Here is a 20,892-nt window from a genome sequence, read left to right as displayed (position 1 = left end):
ACAGCGCTTTTTTAACCGATTTTAAAAAAGGCACAAAGACACACTTTTAAAAGAGAATAATATAACAAACAAACTTTTTAATTATTGAATTTATAATTTATTCTCCAAAAAAGTGCGCGTAATTGCGAAAACGTTATATTTGTATCTCTAAAAAATTATCACGAAATGAATCCTAAAATATTGATCATTGGCGCCTGCGGTCAGATTGGAACAGAGCTGACGCAAAAACTGCGTAAATTATACGGAACCGAGAATGTTATCGCTTCTGATATTCGAAAACTTAATACTGATGTTGTGAATTCAGGCCCTTTTGAAGTGGTCAATGCTTTAGATTTTAATCAGATCGAACATTTGGTCGAAGTGCATAAGATTACAGATATATATCTGATGGCAGCACTTTTATCTGCAACTGCCGAGAAAAATCCAGCTTTTGCTTGGGATTTAAATATGAACTCACTTTTTCATGTTTTGAATTTAGCTAAAGCTAAAAAAATTCAGAAGATCTTCTGGCCTTCAAGTATTGCTGTTTTTGGACCAACAACTCCAAAAGAAAACACACCTCAATATACTGTAATGGAACCTTCTACTGTTTACGGAATCAGCAAACAAGCGGGCGAGAGATGGTGCGAATATTATCATAACATTTATGGTGTAGATGTTCGCAGTATTCGTTATCCTGGCTTAATCAGCTGGTCTACTCCTCCAGGCGGCGGAACTACAGATTATGCGGTTGATATTTTCTACAAAGCAATTGCTGATAAAAAATACGAATGCTTCTTATCATCTGAAACCAAAATGCCAATGATGTATATGGATGATGCAATTGATGCAACAATTAACATCATGAAAGCTCCGGCTGAAGAAATCAAAATACATTCTTCATACAATTTGGCTGCAATGAGTTTTACTCCAACAGAAATTGCTGCAGAAATCAAAAAACATATTCCTGAATTTGAAATTACTTATAATCCAGATTTCCGTCAGAAAATTGCGGATAGCTGGCCAGCAAGCATAGATGATTCTTCTGCAAGAGAAGACTGGGGATGGAATCATAAATTTGATTTGGAAACTATGACAAAAGATATGATTGAACATTTGAGTTAAATTCTTTTCAGCACAATTTGTTTACTGTCATTATAAAGCAAATAATCAATTGCCTCCAGCTTTAGCTGGAGGTTTTTTGTTATAAAAATGAAAGGCTTTAGCCAGACTTTGATGGTTTGGCTAAAGCCTTTTTTATTCTCATTTTTGTTCCTCCAGCTAAAGCTGAAGGTTATTTAGAAAAAACGTTACGCCTTAAAAGAAAAAGTCTCGTTTATCAACTTTTATAGTGCTTTTTCTTTCCTATTTACTTCAAAAAACCATTCTTATTTACGGTATAATTCTTTCTTGGCGCAATTGATCGAAAAGACTAAAAAACATTTCTTCTGTATCTATAAACTCGTAAAACCCTAAACGTCTTGCTTTGGTTCCATCAGCGAAAAAATCATAATCCCAAGAAAAAACAAAATCTCCAAAGTTCCAGCTGGCCAATTTTTCATAATCGTGTTTTTCTAAATCGTATTTTTCCTGAATATTTCCCCATAAATCTTTTTTGTCAGCCATTACAGTTTTTAGTTCCATTTGTAGTGGCGGTGCAACAGGAATATCAAAATATTTCGCAATTTTAGGCCAAAGTTCTGTCCATCGAAACAGATCACCATTATTAATATTAAAAGCCTGATTTGCACATTGCGGATTTGTTGCTGCCCAAACAGTTGCTTTTGCCAAAAGTCCAGCATCAGTCATTTCCATAAGTTTATCGTATGCTCCTGCTTTTCCTGGAAATCGAAGCGGAAGATTTAATTCTTTCGAAATTGATGCATATACAGCTATCAAAAGCGCCAAATTCATTGGGTTTCCTATTGCAGTACCGCCTACAACAGAAGGTCTAATAGCACTCCAATTCCACTTTTTTCCTTCTTTCTTTTTTTCTAAATATTGCTGCTGGTCAATGTTAAATTCTGGAGGCATATGACCCGCATCTGTTTCTTTAGCTGGAGTTTTAAAAGGTCCTAAATGAGCTCCATAAACTTTGTATCCCTGCATCAAACTAATATGCTGTAAGTCTTTAGCTATCGGCTCAATTATCTCAACTACATTCTTAAGCATATTAAGATTCGGCTCAACAAGCTCAGACCATGATGGACGATCTTGATAAGCGGTATAAAATATATGCGTAATATTTGTGAGATCAGATAACTGCTTTTTACTGTTTTCAGTATCCAATAAATCAACTGAAATGTATTTCAGATTAGGTGCATTTGTGCCTCCTTTTCGAGACAATCCAATAACATCCCAGTTCTTAGTAGACAAAAGATATTCTATAAGATTTGCACCTATAACGCCATTTGCGCCAACAACCAATGCTGTATTTTTATTTGCTGTCATTTTCTTTGTATTTAAAATTGTTTTACAAAGTTCAGACAAGCTGAAGAGCTATAAAATGAAGTAGATTATGAAATACCGTTGAACTAGTTCAAGTTTACTTTTTCAATTTATTGTTTTTTATTTTCGAAAGAAATTCTGTTGTCATCCCTAAATAAGAAGCCAATGCATATTGAGGTACTCGATTTGCGATTAAAGGGAATTGGTTTGTAAATTTATCATAACGCTCTTCTGCCGAAGATGTGAGATTTGTAATAATTCTTCGTTGAAAAAAAGCTGCTGTACGTTCTGCTGTAATTCGAAAAAAAGTTTCAAATTTTGGATTCGCCTTTTTCAATTTCGCTTCCGTTTCGAAATCTATTTGCAACAAAACAGCATCTTCTAAAGCCATAACAAACATCGTGGCCGGCTGTTGATAAATGTAACTATTATAGTCAGAAATCCACCAATCTTCAATAGCAAAGGCAATCGTGTGTTCCTGCCCTTCATCATTTACAACATACGCCCTTAAAGCGCCTTCTACCACATAGTTTCTATGTTTTGCCACAAAATCTGGCTGCACTATAAACTGCCGTTTCTTTATCTTTTTTATTTTAAAATTAGAAACAAATTGATTCATTTCTTCCTCAGAAAGTTCTATTCGGTCTTGCAAATGTTTTATTAAAGATTCGTATTGTGCCATTCTTTTTGGATTTAAAATTTCAATCTACAAGATTACTATTGTATCAAAATTACAACTCTTTTAAATTTATCAAGCAAAAAAAATCCAAAGCCAGAAACTAGCTTTGGATTTTTTTATTTAACATTTTTGAATCTTTACTTCACTTCAAAAACATTATTTGTTTGTTTTACATCAGCCATTAATCCGCTTGGATCAATAGTGATTTTTTTGATTGACGTCTTGTTCTTGTCAATTGTAAAACTATAGTTTTGCTGTGCCCAAGCCCAGTCTTCTAAAACTGTTCTTTTTTCGTTCGGGTTTGGATTTGGTTTAATGAAGTTCATCATTCTCAACGGAATATAAAATGTCTCAGATGTTCCGTCTGTGTAATCTACTTTTAAATCGATTGGCATTGGCATTCTTCCAATTCTTTCTAAAGAAACTGTTGTTTTTCCTGCATTATCAGCCACATCCTTAATTCCGTAATCGATCGTGTTAGTTGTTTGTGTCCAATCAATCAAATACCAATCTAACTCAGCTCCAGAAACTCTTTCTGCTGTTCTTTTGATGTCATTAGGTGTTGGGTGTTTGAATTTGAAATCGTTGAAATATCTTTTTAAAGTCGCATCAACATTCTCTTTCCCGATTACGTATTCTAACTGAGAAAGGAAAAGACTTCCTTTAACATAAGAAGAAATACTGTACGGACGGTTCTCATCGTAACGGTCTCCGTGAGTTGTCTGAGGTTGTTCTTTACCAGAATTTACTAAACTGTAATAGGCCTTGTAATTCCCAGCAAAAGGGTTTACTTCTTTTTTGTCTCCTTTTAATTCGTTCAAAGCACTATCTTCGATGTAAGTGGTAAAACCTTCATCCATCCAAGGGTGTTTTGATTCGTTTGAAGCTAAAATATGCTGGAACCAAGAGTGCCCTAATTCGTGCGTTGCAGTTCCTAGAATTCCTTCAAGGGTTCCGTTTCCTAACATTAAAGTACACATTGCGTACTCCATTCCACCATCTCCACCTTGAATAAATGAATATTGTTTGTATGGATATGCTCCTACTCTCTGGTTGTAATAATCCATTACTTTAACCATTAACGGCTCTAACTGTTTCCAGTTTGCAGTTGTTTTTTCGTTGTTTTTGTAGAAGAAATGCAGATCAACATCATTTGGTCCTTTTACAATATCGTGTGTATATTCTTTATCGGCAGCCCATGTAAAATCGTGAACATTTGGCGCAATAAAATGCCAAGTCAACGTTTTTGCTTTTTTAGGATATGTAACCGTTACGCCTGCATCTTGGTAACCGTGACCAATTGAATTTTTATCTTGTAAATATCCAGAACCACCAATAGTGTATTCTTTATCAATTGTAATTTTCACATCAAAATTACCCCAAACACCGTGAAATTCTCTTGCGATGTACGGATCTGCGTGCCATCCTTCAAAATCAAATTCGGCTAATTTTGGATACCATTGTGACATAGAAAGCTCTACTCCTTCAGAATTGTTTCTTCCTGAACGACGAATTTGAACTGGAACCTGTCCGTCAAAATCTAATGTAAAAGTGGTTTTAGAATTTGGAAGGATTGGTTTTGCCAAAGTTACTTCTAAGATTGTTCCTGAAACTCTTGTTTGAGCTGTAACACCGTCTTGTTTAAAATTTGCAATTTTTAAATACCCAATTTCGTTAGGTTTTAAAGTTTCAATACGGCTTTGTTTTACTTCTTTTCCGTCAGCTTGTTTAACTTTGTTTACCATTCTTCCGTCTGGATCTTTAATAAAATGAAGGCGCGCATCCATTTCGCTTCCCGGTTGAAATGCGTTTGGAAACAAATGATAGAATACTTTTTTTAGAGTATCAGAAGAGTTGTTGGTATAAACCAATTCTTGTTTTCCTTTGTACTGATAGTTTTTTACATCCATCGAAACCTCCATTTTATAGTCAGCGTGCTGCTGCCAATATGGGGCGCTTTGTGCAAAAGCCGAGTTAAAACCTAAGCTTAGGAAAGAAAGTAAAATAATTTTTCGCATGTTAATATGTAATAGAAAATGGAAGGGCTCTCACCCTTCCATTGGATTAATAGTGTACTTTAGTTTATTTTTTAGACATTTTTTCTGCCATTAATAAAGCGTTGTAAGCATTTACCATCTTAGCTGTTTTTGATGATTCTGCAGAAGAAACTGCTTTTGGTTTTTCATCTGGATTTTCGCTTTCACCCAAAACAACCATTGAAGGAAGTGCTACTCCAGAGTCCATTAAAATCTTTTTAACCTGAGCCGCTTTTAATTTTGGATAGTAAGAACGAATCAATGCTGCAACACCTGCTGCATTTGGAGATGCCATTGATGTTCCTTGCAAATATTTGTATTTGTTGTTTGGCACTGTTGCATAGATTTCTTCACCTGGAGCAAAAACATCTACGTTTATTTTTCCAAAGTTTGAAAATGGTGCAATAACCGTTTCTCCATAAGATTTGTTAATTGCTCCAATTGTGATTACGTTATCTGTAAACTCTTTTACGTTGTCTTTAGAATCGTTCGGATAGTTGATATTTTTTGTTTCATCAATATTGTAACCATCATTACCAGCTGCATGAACAATTAAAACATCCTTTTTTGCAGCATAAGCAAGTGCATCGTAAACCCATTGTTTGTGTGGAGAAAAGCTTTTTCCGAAACTTCCGTTGATTACTTTTGCTCCATTGTCTACTGCATAACGAATAGCCAAAGCAATATCTTTATCATACTCATCTCCATCTGGAACAGCTCTAACTGTCAAAATTTCAACATTTGCTGCTACTCCATCTCCGCCTAAATTATTTCCGCGTACTTGAGCAATAATTCCAGCAACGTGAGTTCCGTGAAGTGCTTTTTCTTTATCTGGACCAAAAACTACATTATTACCATAATGAGCGTCTTTAATATCTTCTGGATTATCTCCGACGATTTTTCTTCCGTCGTATTCTTTGTTAAGATTATATTTTAACTGTTCTTCTACATAATCGCTATACTCTGTAAATTGAGCCTCTGGATCAAAAGTTGGTCCTGCATTTGTAAAAATCATAGTCATAGCCCTTTTACTTTCCAAAACATTTGGATCTGCAGAAGTAATTGTACTTAAATCTTCTAATTTATAATCCGTTTTATTAAGCTCTTTTTTAATCGTATTGTGAAAAGCCATTAAACGATCTGCTTGCCCTTTATTTTGAAGAGCTTCTTGATACTTCTCTGTATATTGTGCTAAAGCTGCTTTATATTCTGCAGAACCGTCGTCACCTTTTTTCACGATACGTGTCATTTCCAGATTTTCGTGAACAGCATCTCCAAGGAAATTCCATCCATGAACGTCATCTATAAATCCGTTTTTATCATCGTCGATTCCATTTCCTGGAATTTCTTTAGGATTTGTCCAGATCATTCCTTGTAGATCTTCGTGCTCGATATCGACACCAGAATCTACAATTCCTACAATTACTTTCTGCCCTTTTTTACCTTGCAGTAATTCAGCATAAGCTCTGTCAACGCTCATTCCTGGAATTGAGTCTTTTATCAAATCAAGATGGCTCCATCTTTTTAATTCATTTTCGCTAACAGGTGCTTTTTTTACAACTGCAGCTGGAGCTGTAATAAATGCTTTTGAAGTTGAAACCTGCGCTTGAACTGTAGCGCTACAACCTGCTAAAACAAGCAATGCAAAAGCAGATAATTTAAGAGGTTTTATATGACTCATGTATCTATAAATATTTAAGTAAAGTTAAAAGATGGGTCTAAATTATGCTTTTTTGTTACAAAAAACTAACTGTTAACAATGTGTTATGAAATTTTGACGAAAGATACTGAAAACCACAGCATTCACAAACCTTTATCTACCAAATAATTACACGATAATTCTACCAAACTAAAAATATATCCACTAGCAATTATTTGCTTTCTAATTGTAAAAAAATAAACAAATAATACAGTCTTTACGGCTTCACGTAAGGTTTGTCCGTTTAAATCTTCTATACTTGCTCGACCTAATCCTAAATTTATTCTATGAAGACAAAACTACTCGTTTTGCTGTTATTGGCAAGTTTTTCTATTAATGCGCAAACCAATTTAGTTCCAAATGGAAACTTTGAAACTTGGACTTCATCATCACAGCCAGATAATTGGTACCGTTATTTTAGCGGATTTGTTTCTCAAAGTTCAATTGTACAAAATGGCACTTCGAGTACCAATATGATGGTTGCCAGCGGAACATTCAATTACATTAATAGTGAATATTTTCCAGTTGTAGCAGGCAAAACTTACCGAGTAACTTTATACCACAAATTGGCTAAAGGAACTTTTTCTTCTATTGATTTCAGTTTATATCATAAACCAGGTGCTTTTAAGGAAGAAATAATTAAAAAATCGGATGTGACTTTTTCTTCTACAGAGTGGAGAAAAATAGAATTTGAATATACTCCAACTGTTTCTGAAAATGTCGAAGTTGATATTTGGACTTATGGAAGTCTCAACTCTGAAATTTTGGTTGATAATGTTTCTATGGTTGATGTAAAAGATATCCCTCTACAGTACACAAAGATTCCTGATGTTGAATTCGAAAAAAAATTAATCGCATTAGGACTTGATAGCGGTACTCCAGACGGAAAAGTATTGACTTCTAACATACAAACTGTTAAATCATTGAGTGTTGACACAAGGGTAATTTCTGACTTAACTGGAATTGAAGATTTTACCGCTTTAGAAACATTATCTGCACAAGGCGCCATTTATCATTACCCTACTGCAGAATCTGATGGCTTATTGAAAACATTAAATGTTTCTAAAAATATTAATTTAACATCTCTAAATTGTTCTATAAATAAATTGACTAGTTTAGATATTTCTACTAATACAAAATTAAACTATCTAAATTGTAGTGGAAATAAAATAGCTTCAATCAACCTAGCGAACAACCCTAATTTAGCAATAGCTGCTATAGACAATAACTTAATCAGTACAATTGATATTTCTAAAAACCAGTCTTTAACTTCATTCTCTTGTGCGTATACAAAAATAACTTCTTTTGATCCTAGTAAAAATCCTGGATTACGTCTTTTAAACGTAAACGGAAATAAACTGCCATCTTTAGATATCTCAAACAATTCATACCTATACACCTTATATTGCGATGTGAATTCATTTACATCCATTAACGTCTCAAAAAACTATAATTTAATTACTCTTAGTTGTGCTAGTAACCCGATAACGGCTTTAGATTTATCAAATAACGTTTTATTGCAAACTCTAGACTGTTCAAGTACCGCAATAACAACTTTAGATCTTTCTAAGAACCTTGATTTAAAATCACTTAGCATTGAATCAACTCAACTAACTGCAATTGATGTTTCTAGTAATTTAAAATTGGAAAGTTTTAGTGGAAGAGCCAGTAAATTAAAAACTCTAGATCTTTCTAAAAACACTAATTTATCTAAATTTTATTGTCACGAAAGTTCTGCTTTAAGCGAAGTAAACCTAAAAAACGGCAATAATACCAAGATTAACAGTCAAAGTTTTAATTTAACTGCCTGTCCAAATTTATATTGTCTACAAGTTGATGATGTAAATTATTCTACTCAAAACTGGAAACAAAAAGACGCGTATATAAACTATACTAGCGCCGCTTGTTCTGCTCCTGCATATACATCTATTCCTGATAAAGAGTTTGAAAAAAAACTGATTGAATTAGGTATTGATTCTGGCACATCTGATGGAAAAGTGTTAACTGCAAGAATCGCTGCTGTAAAATCATTAAAAGTTGATCCTACTCTAGTTGCAGATTTAACTGGTCTTGAAGATTTTACCGCATTAGAAATATTAGACTGCAGAAATGGCTGTATTGTTACTACTGGTGGCGGCTGCGGAAAAATCACTAAACTTGATGTTTCTAAAAACACTGCATTGAAACAATTGTATTGCGATGGCAATCAACTAACTAGTTTAGATGTTAGCAAAAACACAAACCTTATAGGTCTGTATTGTTCTTCTAACAAATTAACATCGATAGACGTTTCAAACAATCCAGAACTTTCAGGTATTGATGTATCTCGCAATTTCTTGACAGAGTTTAATATTTCTAATAATAAAAAACTATATCAGGTTAGCTGCGTAAGTAATAAAATAAAAAATCTAGATGTAACCAACAGCAAATTAGCTTTATTATCTTGCAGTGACAATGAATTAAGCAGTTTGGATCTTTCTAACCAAACTGATTTAGTACAGCTATATGTTCAAAATAACAAGCTATCGTCATTAGACACAACCAATAAGCCAAGTTTAGTTTACTTTAATTGCAGCAATAATTTGCTAACTAGTATTGATGTAACTTCATCAGTATACTTATCAGATTTTAAATGTTCTAACAACAAGTTTACTAGTTTAAATGTTACTAAAAATGTCAATTTAACTACTCTTTGGTGTGGCACTAATACTATCGCAGGCTTTGATATTTCAAAAAATCTAAAACTTAAAGAATTAGATTGTACTTCACTTCAATTAAAAGAGTTAGATGTTACATTCTTGCCTGAATTAAAAAAATTGATTGCTAGTAAAAACAATTTGACATCTATTAATTTATCTAAAAACCTAAAACTAACTGATGTTTATTTGGCTGAAAATCAAATTACTGAAATAGACGTAACGAATAATCTTTTATTAGCATATTTATTGATTCCGAATAACAAGCTTAAAGTTTTAAACATCGTAAATAATGCAGAATTATACTATGTTGACTTTTATAATAATCAATTAACGACTTTTGATATCTCAAAAAATAAAAAAGTGCAGTATGTAAATTGCAACAGTAATAAGCTTACAAATTTGAATTTACAAAATGGCATAAAAGATCTTTATATCAATCTTGAGGTTCCAAATTATAAAAACAATCCTGATTTAAAATGTATTCAAGTTACTGATGCAAAATATGCCAAAATAAATTGGTCTTATTATGCAGATGCTAATGTTAGATTCTCTGAAGATTGCGCTGGACCTCTTACCCTTCTTCCTAATAATTTTACTGTTGAAGCAAAAGGAGAATTATGTCCAGGTGAAAATAATGGAGCGATAAACATCACTGCAAAAGAGACCTTTGCTTATCAAGCAAAAATCAATGATAAAGTAGTGTCATTTACAAACAACGCTTTAAACTATGCGAATTTAGCACCTGGAAACTATACTATTTCAATTACTATTCCGAACGAGATTTTTGAACAAAACTTTAATGTAACTATTCCAAAAGCAGCAGCTACGACAGGAAAATCTAATGTAACAGCTAAGAACGTAGAAGTTGAAATTACTCAAGGAACTGCTCCTTTTACCATATTTGTTGATGGTGCAGAACAATTTCAAACAACAGATAACAATTTTACAGTTTCTCTAGATAAAGCTGGATTAGTTGAAGTCGCAACCGCAAAAACTTGCGAAGGTGTTTTTGCTAAAAAAGTTACTTCTTATGAATTAGGCACAATACTTTCAGCTTATCCAAACCCTACTTCTGGCAGTATTGAAATCGAAATTCCGAATGCTAAAACTGAAGTTTCAATTGAATTATTCAACTTTGGCGGTCAATTAGTTTCTAAAGGAAACTACAATGCTGAAAGCGGAAGAGTTCTTTTAAATCTTGAAAAATTTCCTGCAGGAATTTATGCTGCTAAAATCAATCTAGAAACTCCAGAATACGTTAAAATCATAAAAAACTAAAAAATGAAAAATTCTATATATCTGTCAATTATCAGCTTAGCGTTTGCAGCTTGCAGCGGAGGCGGTGATGACCCAAAACCTGCAGAAAACACAGCGCCAACCGCTCCTGCTCTTTCAGTTCCTGCTGACAATAAATTATGCCTAGACAATAATGTATCTTTCCAATGGCAGGCCTCTACAGATGCAGAAAAAGATGTTATTGTGTATCAGATTCAAATTGCAAAAGATAATGCATTTGGCCAAATTGTAAATACTTTAGACAACTCATCACTTTCTACAAGTGCTTTGCAATTGGATAAAAACACAGCATATTACTGGAGAGTAAAAGCTACTGACAGCAAAGGTCTATCTAGTGCTTATTCTTCAACATTTAAATTTCATACTTCAGGTGAAGCTGTTGTAAATCATTTGCCTTTTTCACCAGAATTGATTTCTCCTACAACCAATGCTGCTTTGAGCACAACAACGGCAAGCCTGAAATGGGAAGCATCTGATGTTGATACTACCGATGTTCTTTCTTATGATGTTTATTTTGGAACGGCAAATCCGCCAACAGCGAAAGTAAGCGAAAATACAGGTTCAAAATCATTTGAGGTTACACTTCAGCCAACAACACAGTATTACTGGAGAATTGTTGTTAAAGACAATAAAGGTGGTGAAACCGTAGGCCAGGTTTGGAAATTTAAGACAAACTAAGCTTAGAAAATTACAATTAGTTAAATTAAAAAATCCCGCTTTCATTCAGTTGAAAGTGGGATTTTTTTTATCTCTAATCTATTCTGTTTAAAGAATCTCCTCGCAAGTAAAAACATCTTTTAGTCGAACACCTTTTTCGGTATGTTCTACGGTTATTATCTGATTGTGTGCATCGTGTTCCAAAAACAAATAATGATTATTATCTGCTGCCAAATTCAAGAATTTAGATTTCTCTGGCATTGTTAATAATGGTCGTGTATCGTATCCCATCACATACGGAAGCGGAATATGTCCCGCTGTCGCTAATAAATCGGCACAAAAAACAATCGTTTTATCTTGATATTTGATATAAGGAATCATTTGTTTTTCGGTGTGGCCGTCAACGTAGTAAATTTCAAAACCCAATTCTTTCGAAAAACCAAAATCAGATTCAGGTCTTTCAATAAAATTTAACTGACCGCTTTCTTGCATTGGCAGAATATTTTCAGACAAAAAAGAAGCTTTTTCGCGTGCATTAGGTCTGGTTGCCCATTCCCAATGATTTTCATTTGTCCAAAATTTGGCATTTTTAAAAGCAGGTTCGTACCCTGTTTTATCGGCATTCCATTGCACACTTCCTCCGCAATGATCAAAATGAAGATGTGTCATAAAAACATCTGTAATATCATCTCGATTAAAACCATATTTTGCTAAAGATTTGTCTAAAGAATACGAACCCCAAAGCGAATAATATCCGAAGAACTTTTCTGATTGTTTGTCACCCATTCCAGTATCAATCAAAATAAGACGATTACCGTCTTCGATCAATAAACAGCGTGCAGCAATATCGATAAGATTATTGGCATCGGCAGGATTGGTTTTATTCCAAATGGTTTTAGGGACAACGCCAAACATAGCGCCTCCATCTAACTTAAAATTTCCAGATTCTATAGGGTAAAGTTTCATGAGAGTGATTTTCTAAAAGAACAAAGCTAGAAAATTCAAACTCCTTTTGCTAAATTTTAAAGTCAAAAAAACTTTTATTCTAATGTTACCGAAGTGCTTCCCATTATTTCCTGCTTGTCAAAATAATTCACAAAATACGTTCCTTTCTTAAACTGGTCAGCATTCAAAACCCCGTAGGCATTTACCGATTTACCTTGAAAATCTGTGCTTACTATAAAACTGTAAACAAGCGCTTTATCATTGCCAAATTCAATCAGTTTATTATCTCCTAGAACAGTGTTTTTCTGATCTAAAACCTGAACATAAAAAACTCTTCTTCCTGTCTTTGCAACAGCATTTCCGTTAACCGTAAAACTAATTTTAAGTTTTTTTGTATTCTTTGCCTTTGTCGTTTCCAATTCAGCTCCAGAATTTTTTTCACGAAGTGCAATAGCTTTAAAGTTGCTTAAATACAATTTTGAAGCATCTTTTAAAGTCGATTCTAACTTTTTTTGTTTAGATACCAAAGTGTCATTTTCTACTTTTTGATTGTACATGACAACATTCTGGCTTTCTATTTCTGTCAATAAATTTTTATTCTGAGATTTCAGTTTTTTAATTTCCTGAACTCTGTTTTCTAATGACGTATTCAAATCTGAAAGCTGATTTCGATAAACTCTAATCTGCTCCGCCGATGGATTATTAGAAGCTTTAATAATAGCTACTAAATTTTCAACATTTTTACGCTCTAATTCTAATTCTTTAGACAAAGCTGTTTTTTCTAAAATAGCCTGATCATATGCTTTTTTTAATGCATTTAAAGAATCCAAAATATTCTTTTGCTCACTTGTTTCTTTACTTTCAAATGAGATTATATTGGCAATACTTTCCTCTTTAGCTTCACTATTATTCTTATCAGGTTCACTGCTAAAAACCAAGACTACAGCACCTACTCCTAAAACAAAAATTATAGCAAACAAGGGTTTAAACCACTTTATTTCATTTTGTTTTTTCATAATTACTCCTAATTTTCTGCAAAATTATTGAATAAAAAATGGTTATAATCAGTAGAAATACTTGTTTTTTAACATTTAGGAGCGATATTTGCAGCTTAATTCTAAAAAGGAGTTCCTTTTGAAATTTTAGAACTATTTCAAAGTCGATTTTATCAAAATAAGTATTATCTATTTTCACATTTGTTATAATAATGTGAACCGCTATGGAAAAAGGTTTTTAAGTCGTATCTTTGCCGATAATTTCTATTTAACATTGAAAATTAGCGTTTTAAATCTGTACTAAATTCATTACAGATCAAAAATGTTCATTAAAAACAAACATCTAAGAACAATGATAAAAGTTTCTGATACTGCCAAAAAGAAAATCATCGATTTGATGACTGATGATGGTTTTGACGCCGCACACGACTACGTAAGAGTAGGTGTAAAGAGTGGTGGATGCTCTGGTTTGTCTTACGATTTAAAATTTGATAAAACCAAAGGAGAAGACGACAAAATATTCGTTGACAACGACATACAAATTGCTGTTGAAAAAAAATCATTCCTTTACTTAGCTGGAACAATTTTAGAATTTTCTGGCGGATTAAACGGAAAAGGTTTCGTTTTCAATAATCCGAATGCAAGCAGAACTTGCGGTTGCGGAGAATCATTCTCTCTTTAGTCAAAAGCTGAAAGTTGTAAAGTCATAAAGACTTCAATTGACTTTCGAACTTTAGACTCCAAAACTTTAGACAATAACAAAAATAATGAGCAAATACACCGAAGACGATTTAAAGATCGAACTGGAAACTAAAGAATATGAGTACGGATTTTATACCAATATAGAATCTGAGACTTTCCCTATTGGCTTAAACGAAGAAATTGTAAGAGCTATTTCTCTTAAAAAAGAAGAACCTGAATGGATGACCGAATGGCGAATCGAAGCTTTCCGTGCTTGGAAAGAAATGATTGAGCCAGAGTGGGCAAACGTACGTTATGAAAAACCAGATTTTCAGGCAATTTCATATTATTCAGCTCCAAAACAAGTAGATCCTAATAAAACTCTAGACGATGTTGATCCAGAATTATTAGAGATGTACAAGAAACTTGGAATTTCTATTGACGAACAAAAAAAGATGAACAATATCGCGATGGATATTGTTGTCGATTCTGTTTCTGTTGCAACAACTTTCAAGAAAACTTTGGCGGAAAAAGGTATTATTTTCTGTCCAATTTCAGAAGCTATTAAAGAGCATCCAGAATTAGTAAAAAAATATTTAGGAACTGTTGTACCTCAAAAAGACAACTTCTACGCAGCATTAAACTCAGCAGTTTTCTCTGACGGAAGTTTCTGTTATATTCCAAAAGGCGTAAAATGCCCAATGGAACTTTCAACGTATTTCAGAATCAATCAAGCAGGAACTGGACAATTCGAAAGAACTTTAGTTATTGCCGATGAAGGAAGTTACGTTTCTTACCTTGAAGGATGTACTGCTCCAAGTCGTGACGAAAACCAATTACACGCTGCTGTGGTTGAATTAATCGCTTTGGATGATGCTGAAATTAAATATTCTACAGTTCAAAACTGGTTCCCTGGAAATAAAGAAGGAAAAGGTGGAGTTTACAACTTCGTAACTAAAAGAGGTTTATGCGAAACAAACGCTAAAATTTCTTGGACACAGGTTGAAACTGGTTCTGCTGTAACTTGGAAATATCCTTCTTGCGTACTTAAAGGAGATAATTCAGTAGGAGAATTTTATTCTATTGCTGTTACCAATAACTTCCAACAAGCTGATACTGGAACAAAAATGATCCATTTAGGAAAAAACACTAAATCGACTATTATTTCTAAAGGTATTTCGGCTGGAAAATCACAAAATAGCTACCGTGGTTTAGTGCAAATCTCTCCAAGAGCAGAGAATGCAAGAAACTTTTCACAATGTGATTCATTATTAATGGGTAACAATTGTGGTGCGCATACTTTCCCTTACATCGAAAGTAAAAATCCATCTGCAAAAATCGAGCACGAAGCAACTACAAGTAAAATTGGAGAAGATCAAGTTTTCTATTGTAACCAAAGAGGTATTCCGACTGAAAAAGCGATTGCCTTAATTGTAAACGGTTTCAGTAAAGATGTTTTGAACAAACTTCCGATGGAATTTGCCGTTGAAGCTCAAAAATTATTAGAGATTTCTTTAGAAGGATCTGTAGGTTAAAAATCGAGTTTTTAACCATTAAAAAAGAATTTTATATCATTATTAAAATAAAAGATTTTTCAAAGTTTCGCTTTTCAGTACAACTGAGAACTTGAAACTTGAAACTTTAAACAAAAAAAAGATGTTATCAATAAAAAACCTTCACGCCGCAATTGGTGATAAAGAAATCCTTAAAGGAATTAATATAGAAGTTAAAGCTGGAGAAGTTCACGCTATCATGGGACCAAACGGTTCTGGAAAAAGTACACTTTCTGCTGTTATCGCAGGAAACGAAAACTACGAAGTTACAGATGGAGAAGTAATTCTTGACGGAGAAGATCTTGCCGATTTAGCTCCTGAAGAGAGAGCACATAAAGGTGTTTTCCTTTCTTTTCAATATCCTGTAGAAATTCCTGGAGTTAGCGTTACTAACTTCATGAAAACTGCTATCAACGAAACTCGTAAAGCAAACGGACAAGAAGAAATGCCAGCTAACGAAATGTTGAAAGTAATTCGTGAGAAATCTGAATTGTTGGAAATCGACCGTAAATTTCTTTCTCGTTCGTTAAACGAAGGATTTTCTGGAGGAGAGAAAAAAAGAAACGAGATCTTCCAAATGGCAATGTTAGAGCCAAAATTAGCTATCCTTGACGAAACCGATTCTGGTCTTGATATCGATGCTTTAAGAATCGTGGCAAATGGCGTAAACAAATTAAAAAGCGACAAAAACGCTATTATTGTTATCACGCACTACCAACGTTTGTTAGATTATATCGTTCCTGATTTCGTTCACGTTCTTTACAACGGAAGAATTGTAAAATCTGGCGGAAAAGAATTAGCATACGAATTAGAAGAAAAAGGATACGACTGGATCAAAGCAGAAAACTAAATTTTTGTTTCAAGTTTCATATTTTTTTAGTTTCAAGTTGAATTACATTTTGTAAGTTTAAACTTAAATTTATTAAAATAGAAATGGCAACAATTACGAGGTTTGAAGATTTAGAAATCTGGAAAGAGGCGAGACGATTAGCAAAAGAAATACATTTTATTTCAGTTGAAACAGAGTTAAGATCTGACCTCAGATTTAAAAATCAAATAAAAAGTTCTTCGGGTTCGGTGATGGATAACATTGTTGAAGGTTTTGAAAGGGATGGAAATTTAGAATTTCGACAATTTTTATCTATCGCAAAAGGTTCAGCCGGAGAAACAAGGTCTCAGTTATATCGGATTTTTGATTTTGAATATATTTCAGAAGAAAAATTCGAAGCTTTAAAAAAAGATTATGAAAATTTAAGCGGTAAAATAAAAAACTTTATCACTTACCTAAATAAAAAAGATTTCAAGGGGAATAAGTTTCAATAGGCAACATGAAACTTGAAACCTGAAACACCGAAGGAAACAAAAGAACAATGGATTTAAAAGAAAAATTAGTATCGTCTTTTATGGCTTTTGAAGAGCGTGTTGATGTACATTCAGATTTACATGACATACGCACAAATGCTTTAAAAAACTTCGAAAATAAAGGTTTCCCAACCAAAAAAGAAGAAGCTTGGAAATATACATCGCTAAATGCCATCTTAAAAAATGACTTTACGGTTTTTCCAAAGCAGGAAAATGCAATCGAATTCAATCAAGTAAAAAAATACTTTTTACACGAAATTGATACTTACAAATTAGTATTTATCGATGGCGTTTTCAGTTCGCATTTGTCTTCTACAACACATGACGGAATCGATGTTTGCTTGATGTCATCGGCATTGACCAAACCAAAATATAAAATGGTTATTGATACGTACTTTAATCAAATTGCAAGCAAAGATGACAGCTTGACTTCATTGAATACCGCTTTTGCAATTGAGGGTGCTTTTATCAATATTCCGAAGAAAAAAGTAGCTGATAAACCAATTGAGATTATGTATTTCTCAACAGGAAATGAAGCGGCTTTAATGGTTCAGCCAAGAAATTTGGTTATTGTGGGCGAAAATTCACATGTTCAAATTATTGAGCGTCACCAAAGTTTGAATGAAAATCCAGTTTTAACAAACTCTGTTACAGAGATTTTTGCTCAAAAACGCGCGATTGTTGATTATTACAAAATTCAAAACGATAATAGTGAAGCCAATTTAATTGACAACACTTACGTTTCCCAACAACAAGAAAGCCACGCTTATGTGCATACTTTCTCTTTTGGTGGAAATTTAACTCGTAACAACTTAAACTTTTATCACTTTGGTGAAAGATTAACAAGTACGTTAAACGGAATTTCAATCTTAAATGACAAACAACACGTTGACCATTATACTTTGGTAAACCACGCACAGCCAAACTGCGAAAGTTTCCAAGATTACAAAGGAATCTTCTCTGATCGTTCGACAGGAGTTTTCAACGGAAAAGTTTTGGTAGAAAAAGAAGCTCAAAAAACAAATGCTTTCCAAAAAAGCAACAACATTTTATTGAGCGACAAAGCAACTATCAACGCAAAACCTCAATTAGAGATTTTCGCTGACGACGTAAAATGTTCTCACGGATGTACAGTTGGACAGCTTGATGAAACAGCAATGTTTTACATGCAGTCACGCGGAATTCCGAAAAAAGAAGCTAAAGCTTTATTGATGTACGCATTCTCAAACGCCGTAATCGAAAGCATTAAAATACCAGAATTAAAACAAAGAATTACTAAAATCATTGCCATGAAATTGGGCGTGAATTTAGGATTTGATTTGTAATAAATTCTATTTATAAAAATGAAAACCGATAAACTTTTAAAGCTTATCGGTTTTTTTTGTTTTTATCTCTTTTCATTTGACCAATATGCAAATGACTGAGGTGGTGTTAAATTATAATCAGCCTTTAAACATTTAGGCTCTTCAAATTTATTTTTATTTTTTATCTGAATAGCAAAACCTTGTTGCCTATTTTCGAAATATTCATAAAAATAATCTTCGGTTATACCTGAATATTCTTTGGTTTTGTCCCAAAGTTCTTTAAGGTCAAGATTAAATATTTTCTCTATTTCGAATTCTCCAATTACTTTTTGAACAGGTGAAGAAGCATAAACCAAAACTGAAGTTACATTTTGGTTTTTGAAAATAGCTTTTCTGAATTCAAACTTTTTTGTCCCATCAAATATCTTGTTTGCAAACTGGGGTTTAATTGACAGTACTACTTTCATAATATTTTTTTTATTTTATATGCAAAATTAATTAAATCTTTGAACTGTTCATCAGTTAATTTTATAATGCCTAAAGGTATACTTTTGCTATCTTCAAAAATCTTTAAGTCAATTAAATCTTTTATTGTTGGCTTTGGTGTTGGTAAAGAATATGCAAATAGAAAATTGATTACAAAAGGTCGATATTTAGGGAATTTATCCCACCATTTATTTCTTAAGTCTTCTTTTGAAATCATTGTTTTCCTATTACAAGTTTCAAAAAACTCTTCAAAATTTTCAAATTCATTTTTAATGTTCTCAACGATACAAATTGTTGTAATAGTACTTGTGTAAATCTTTTGAGTTCCTTCTTCTCCAATTCTATAAATTAAAACTATATCACCAGATTTTAAATTTCGATCTTTCGAGTGTGATATATAGACTTTACTTATTCGATTTCTATGCGGTTCGTTTTCGATATATTTAGATTTATCTTCCCTTGTATTTATACTATCTGGGAAAAGTTCTGTATGATATTGCGGTTCAATTTTTATAATGTATTTATTCGTTTCCCAAGAAAAGAAGGGAAAAGTTAATTTGGGATTTTGAATGTTCTTCGGTAGGTTTTTACCAAATGATCGAACATACACTCGCTCTTCACCATTTTTAGTTGTTTTTATTCCGTGGTACAAAAATCCCCATTCTTCAAGCATTTCAATCAGCTGTTCTTGCTCAGGTCTTTTCGTAAAGAGAGTAACATAAATTTCTTCCACATTATACTGAATTGCATTGTCAAAAATAGTTTTAAGAAAACGTTCACCTATTTTATAACCATTTCCAGTAACTTTTAAAGTGCCTATTTTCAATCTCTTTTTTGGTTGAAAAAAAGGTGAAATGTTTGAATAATTTTCTTTTTCACTCTCGATTTTAACAAAAAGAAATGCTGTTAAGTTTCCATCACTATAACAGACATAACATGATTCTTCCGATTTGTCATTAAACCAACTATCAAACTCTTCATAATCCTCTCTAAAACTATCAAAGAATGAATCCTTAATGTTGACTTTTGCAAAATCGACCTTTTGAACGGATAAAACTTTATAATTAACTAATTCCGGATTTTCTGAAATGACTTTTTCTAAAAAAGTTTGGATTTTATAAACTTTATTTGAAATCCCTAATAAATTTGCTTTAGTATGTATTTTTTTATCCTCTGAAATTAGAATATTTACTCTACCTTCATAAACTTCATTTAAGATTTGGGTGTCATTTATATCATTATCTTGATTGTCAATCTTCTTACTAACTTTAAGAATTTCTTCACCCAGCGGAGCTTGATGTTTAAGCAAATTGTAACTCTCAATTTTGATACTCATGGTATCTAGAGCATTTGGATCCTTATATCTTTCTAATTCTTCAACAGTCAAAGGATGAATGTATTTTGAATATTTGAGATTATCTATCCACTTGAAAAGTTGACCAATTTCTGGTTTGTATATTTTATTTGCTTCTCTATGAATAATAATATTTGTGTCTAGCAAAACTTTCATTACCTAGTCATATTTAATAACTGTTCATAATTATTATCAATAATCTCTATATACGGAACAGAGTACTTTCTCGAAAGATATTTTGCATATTCAATTTCCATATTTTGTAATTCGTTCAAAACTTGAATATCATATTTTTTACCATCACGATTCTCCAGTCGTTTTGCTATTTTTTCTATATCATCTATAACAATGAAAATCACCCATGGATTAAGAATATCAAAAGTTTCTTCATCAATTTTACAAGGAATATTTAATGAATTCAGCAAACAAAAATGCCCATCAAGTAAATACTTCTTATCCCTATTGACTAAATTATTTAATCCAAAAATTAATTTTTCTTGCGTGGAAGAAATATTTTCAACCAATTTATTATCTGAAGAACTAATATCACTCCATTTTAAAACTTCACTTGCCGTAAGATGTATTAATTCACTTTTAGATGCTATTTCTTTACAAATAGTTCCTTTTCCAACTCCATGGATACCACTAATAAAAAATATGTTTTCAAACGATTCCATTAATATTTTCTTAGCAAGATACAAAAAAGAATGAAATGTACT

17 protein-coding genes are annotated in these 20,892 nt (G+C 32.7%); 8 read left to right on the top strand and 9 right to left on the bottom strand.

Translation table 11 applies throughout. The features are described 5' to 3' along the window. Positions 1 to 165 precede the first annotated feature (165 nt). Positions 166 to 1,104, top strand: a complete 939-nt coding sequence (locus DMA14_RS17470) for an L-threonine 3-dehydrogenase (protein ID WP_111378900.1) — start codon at positions 166 to 168, stop codon at positions 1,102 to 1,104. A gap of 267 nt (positions 1,105 to 1,371) precedes the next feature. Here the strand turns inward: DMA14_RS17470 and DMA14_RS17465 are convergent, their stop codons facing one another. The 4 genes from DMA14_RS17465 to DMA14_RS17450 form a co-directional block, all read right to left on the bottom strand. Further along, the gene (locus tag DMA14_RS17465) at positions 1,372 to 2,430 is read right to left on the bottom strand and encodes an SDR family oxidoreductase (protein WP_111425877.1); all 1,059 of its coding nucleotides are present in this window, start codon (positions 2,428 to 2,430) and stop codon (positions 1,372 to 1,374) included. Between the two features lie 94 nt (positions 2,431 to 2,524). Continuing rightward, positions 2,525 to 3,109 carry a Crp/Fnr family transcriptional regulator gene (locus DMA14_RS17460; RefSeq protein WP_111425876.1) on the bottom strand — a complete coding sequence of 195 codons (585 nt, stop codon included), beginning with the start codon at positions 3,107 to 3,109 and terminating at the stop codon, positions 2,525 to 2,527. A 134-nt stretch (positions 3,110 to 3,243) separates the two neighbouring features. Next, positions 3,244 to 5,124 (bottom strand): M1 family metallopeptidase, encoded by a 1,881-nt coding sequence (locus DMA14_RS17455; protein WP_111425875.1) that lies wholly within the window; start codon positions 5,122 to 5,124, stop codon positions 3,244 to 3,246. A gap of 64 nt (positions 5,125 to 5,188) precedes the next feature. Continuing rightward, a complete protein-coding gene (locus DMA14_RS17450) occupies positions 5,189 to 6,823 on the bottom strand; it encodes a S8 family peptidase (protein ID WP_111425874.1) in 1,635 nt (544 codons plus the stop codon). Positions 6,824 to 7,128: 305 nt separating this feature from the next. Between DMA14_RS17450 and DMA14_RS17445 the strand changes: the two genes are divergently transcribed. Together DMA14_RS17445 and DMA14_RS17440 are read left to right on the top strand one after the other, a co-directional pair. After that, entirely contained in the window at positions 7,129 to 10,818 is a 3,690-nt protein-coding gene (locus tag DMA14_RS17445) for a T9SS type A sorting domain-containing protein (protein ID WP_111425873.1), read from the top strand. Between the two features lie 3 nt (positions 10,819 to 10,821). After that, positions 10,822 to 11,514, top strand: a complete 693-nt coding sequence (locus DMA14_RS17440) for a glycoside hydrolase family 78 protein (protein WP_111425872.1) — start codon at positions 10,822 to 10,824, stop codon at positions 11,512 to 11,514. Positions 11,515 to 11,601: 87 nt separating this feature from the next. On the opposite strand, the gene DMA14_RS17435 is transcribed toward DMA14_RS17440, so the two are convergent. Together DMA14_RS17435 and DMA14_RS17430 are read right to left on the bottom strand one after the other, a co-directional pair. After that, positions 11,602 to 12,459 (bottom strand): MBL fold metallo-hydrolase, encoded by an 858-nt coding sequence (locus DMA14_RS17435; protein WP_111425871.1) that lies wholly within the window; start codon positions 12,457 to 12,459, stop codon positions 11,602 to 11,604. Positions 12,460 to 12,533: 74 nt separating this feature from the next. After that, positions 12,534 to 13,454, bottom strand: coding sequence for a coiled-coil domain-containing protein (locus tag DMA14_RS17430; protein ID WP_111425870.1), 921 nt, complete (start codon positions 13,452 to 13,454; stop codon positions 12,534 to 12,536). Positions 13,455 to 13,785: 331 nt separating this feature from the next. Here DMA14_RS17430 and DMA14_RS17420 point away from each other — a divergent pair, with 331 nt between their 5' ends. From DMA14_RS17420 to sufD, 5 genes are all read left to right on the top strand, one after another. Further along, a complete protein-coding gene (locus DMA14_RS17420) occupies positions 13,786 to 14,115 on the top strand; it encodes a HesB/IscA family protein (protein ID WP_111286450.1) in 330 nt (109 codons plus the stop codon). A gap of 85 nt (positions 14,116 to 14,200) precedes the next feature. Further along, the gene (gene sufB / locus DMA14_RS17415) at positions 14,201 to 15,649 is read left to right on the top strand and encodes a Fe-S cluster assembly protein SufB (protein ID WP_111425869.1); all 1,449 of its coding nucleotides are present in this window, start codon (positions 14,201 to 14,203) and stop codon (positions 15,647 to 15,649) included. A gap of 121 nt (positions 15,650 to 15,770) precedes the next feature. Then, a complete protein-coding gene (gene sufC / locus DMA14_RS17410) occupies positions 15,771 to 16,517 on the top strand; it encodes a Fe-S cluster assembly ATPase SufC (protein ID WP_008466070.1) in 747 nt (248 codons plus the stop codon). 83 nt (positions 16,518 to 16,600) lie between these two features. Next, positions 16,601 to 16,990, top strand: a complete 390-nt coding sequence (locus tag DMA14_RS17405) for a four helix bundle protein (RefSeq protein ID WP_111425868.1) — start codon at positions 16,601 to 16,603, stop codon at positions 16,988 to 16,990. 47 nt (positions 16,991 to 17,037) lie between these two features. Continuing rightward, the gene (gene sufD, locus DMA14_RS17400) at positions 17,038 to 18,354 is read left to right on the top strand and encodes a Fe-S cluster assembly protein SufD (protein ID WP_095929604.1); all 1,317 of its coding nucleotides are present in this window, start codon (positions 17,038 to 17,040) and stop codon (positions 18,352 to 18,354) included. Between the two features lie 62 nt (positions 18,355 to 18,416). Here sufD and DMA14_RS17395 read toward each other — a convergent pair whose 3' ends face one another. From DMA14_RS17395 to DMA14_RS17385, 3 genes are read right to left on the bottom strand one after another with little or no spacing between them, the layout of a single operon-like run. Beyond that, complete coding sequence (locus DMA14_RS17395) at positions 18,417 to 18,800, bottom strand: ASCH domain-containing protein (RefSeq protein ID WP_073483828.1); 384 nt, start codon at positions 18,798 to 18,800, stop codon at positions 18,417 to 18,419. Further along, the gene (locus DMA14_RS17390; RefSeq protein WP_111425867.1) at positions 18,797 to 20,329 is read right to left on the bottom strand and encodes a PIN domain-containing protein; all 1,533 of its coding nucleotides are present in this window, start codon (positions 20,327 to 20,329) and stop codon (positions 18,797 to 18,799) included. Before DMA14_RS17390 ends, DMA14_RS17395 begins: the two co-directional genes overlap by 4 nt. Then, a complete protein-coding gene (locus DMA14_RS17385; RefSeq protein WP_111425866.1) occupies positions 20,329 to 20,850 on the bottom strand; it encodes an ATP-binding protein in 522 nt (173 codons plus the stop codon). Before DMA14_RS17385 ends, DMA14_RS17390 begins: the two co-directional genes overlap by 1 nt. Positions 20,851 to 20,892 lie beyond the last annotated feature (42 nt).

The sequence above is a fragment of the Flavobacterium sharifuzzamanii genome (assembly GCF_003254585.1).
In the GTDB taxonomy this organism is placed as follows: Bacteria; Bacteroidota; Bacteroidia; order Flavobacteriales; family Flavobacteriaceae; genus Flavobacterium; species Flavobacterium sharifuzzamanii.
Note: the sequence above shows the minus strand (reverse complement) of the source record. Positions and strands in the feature narration are given on the sequence as shown.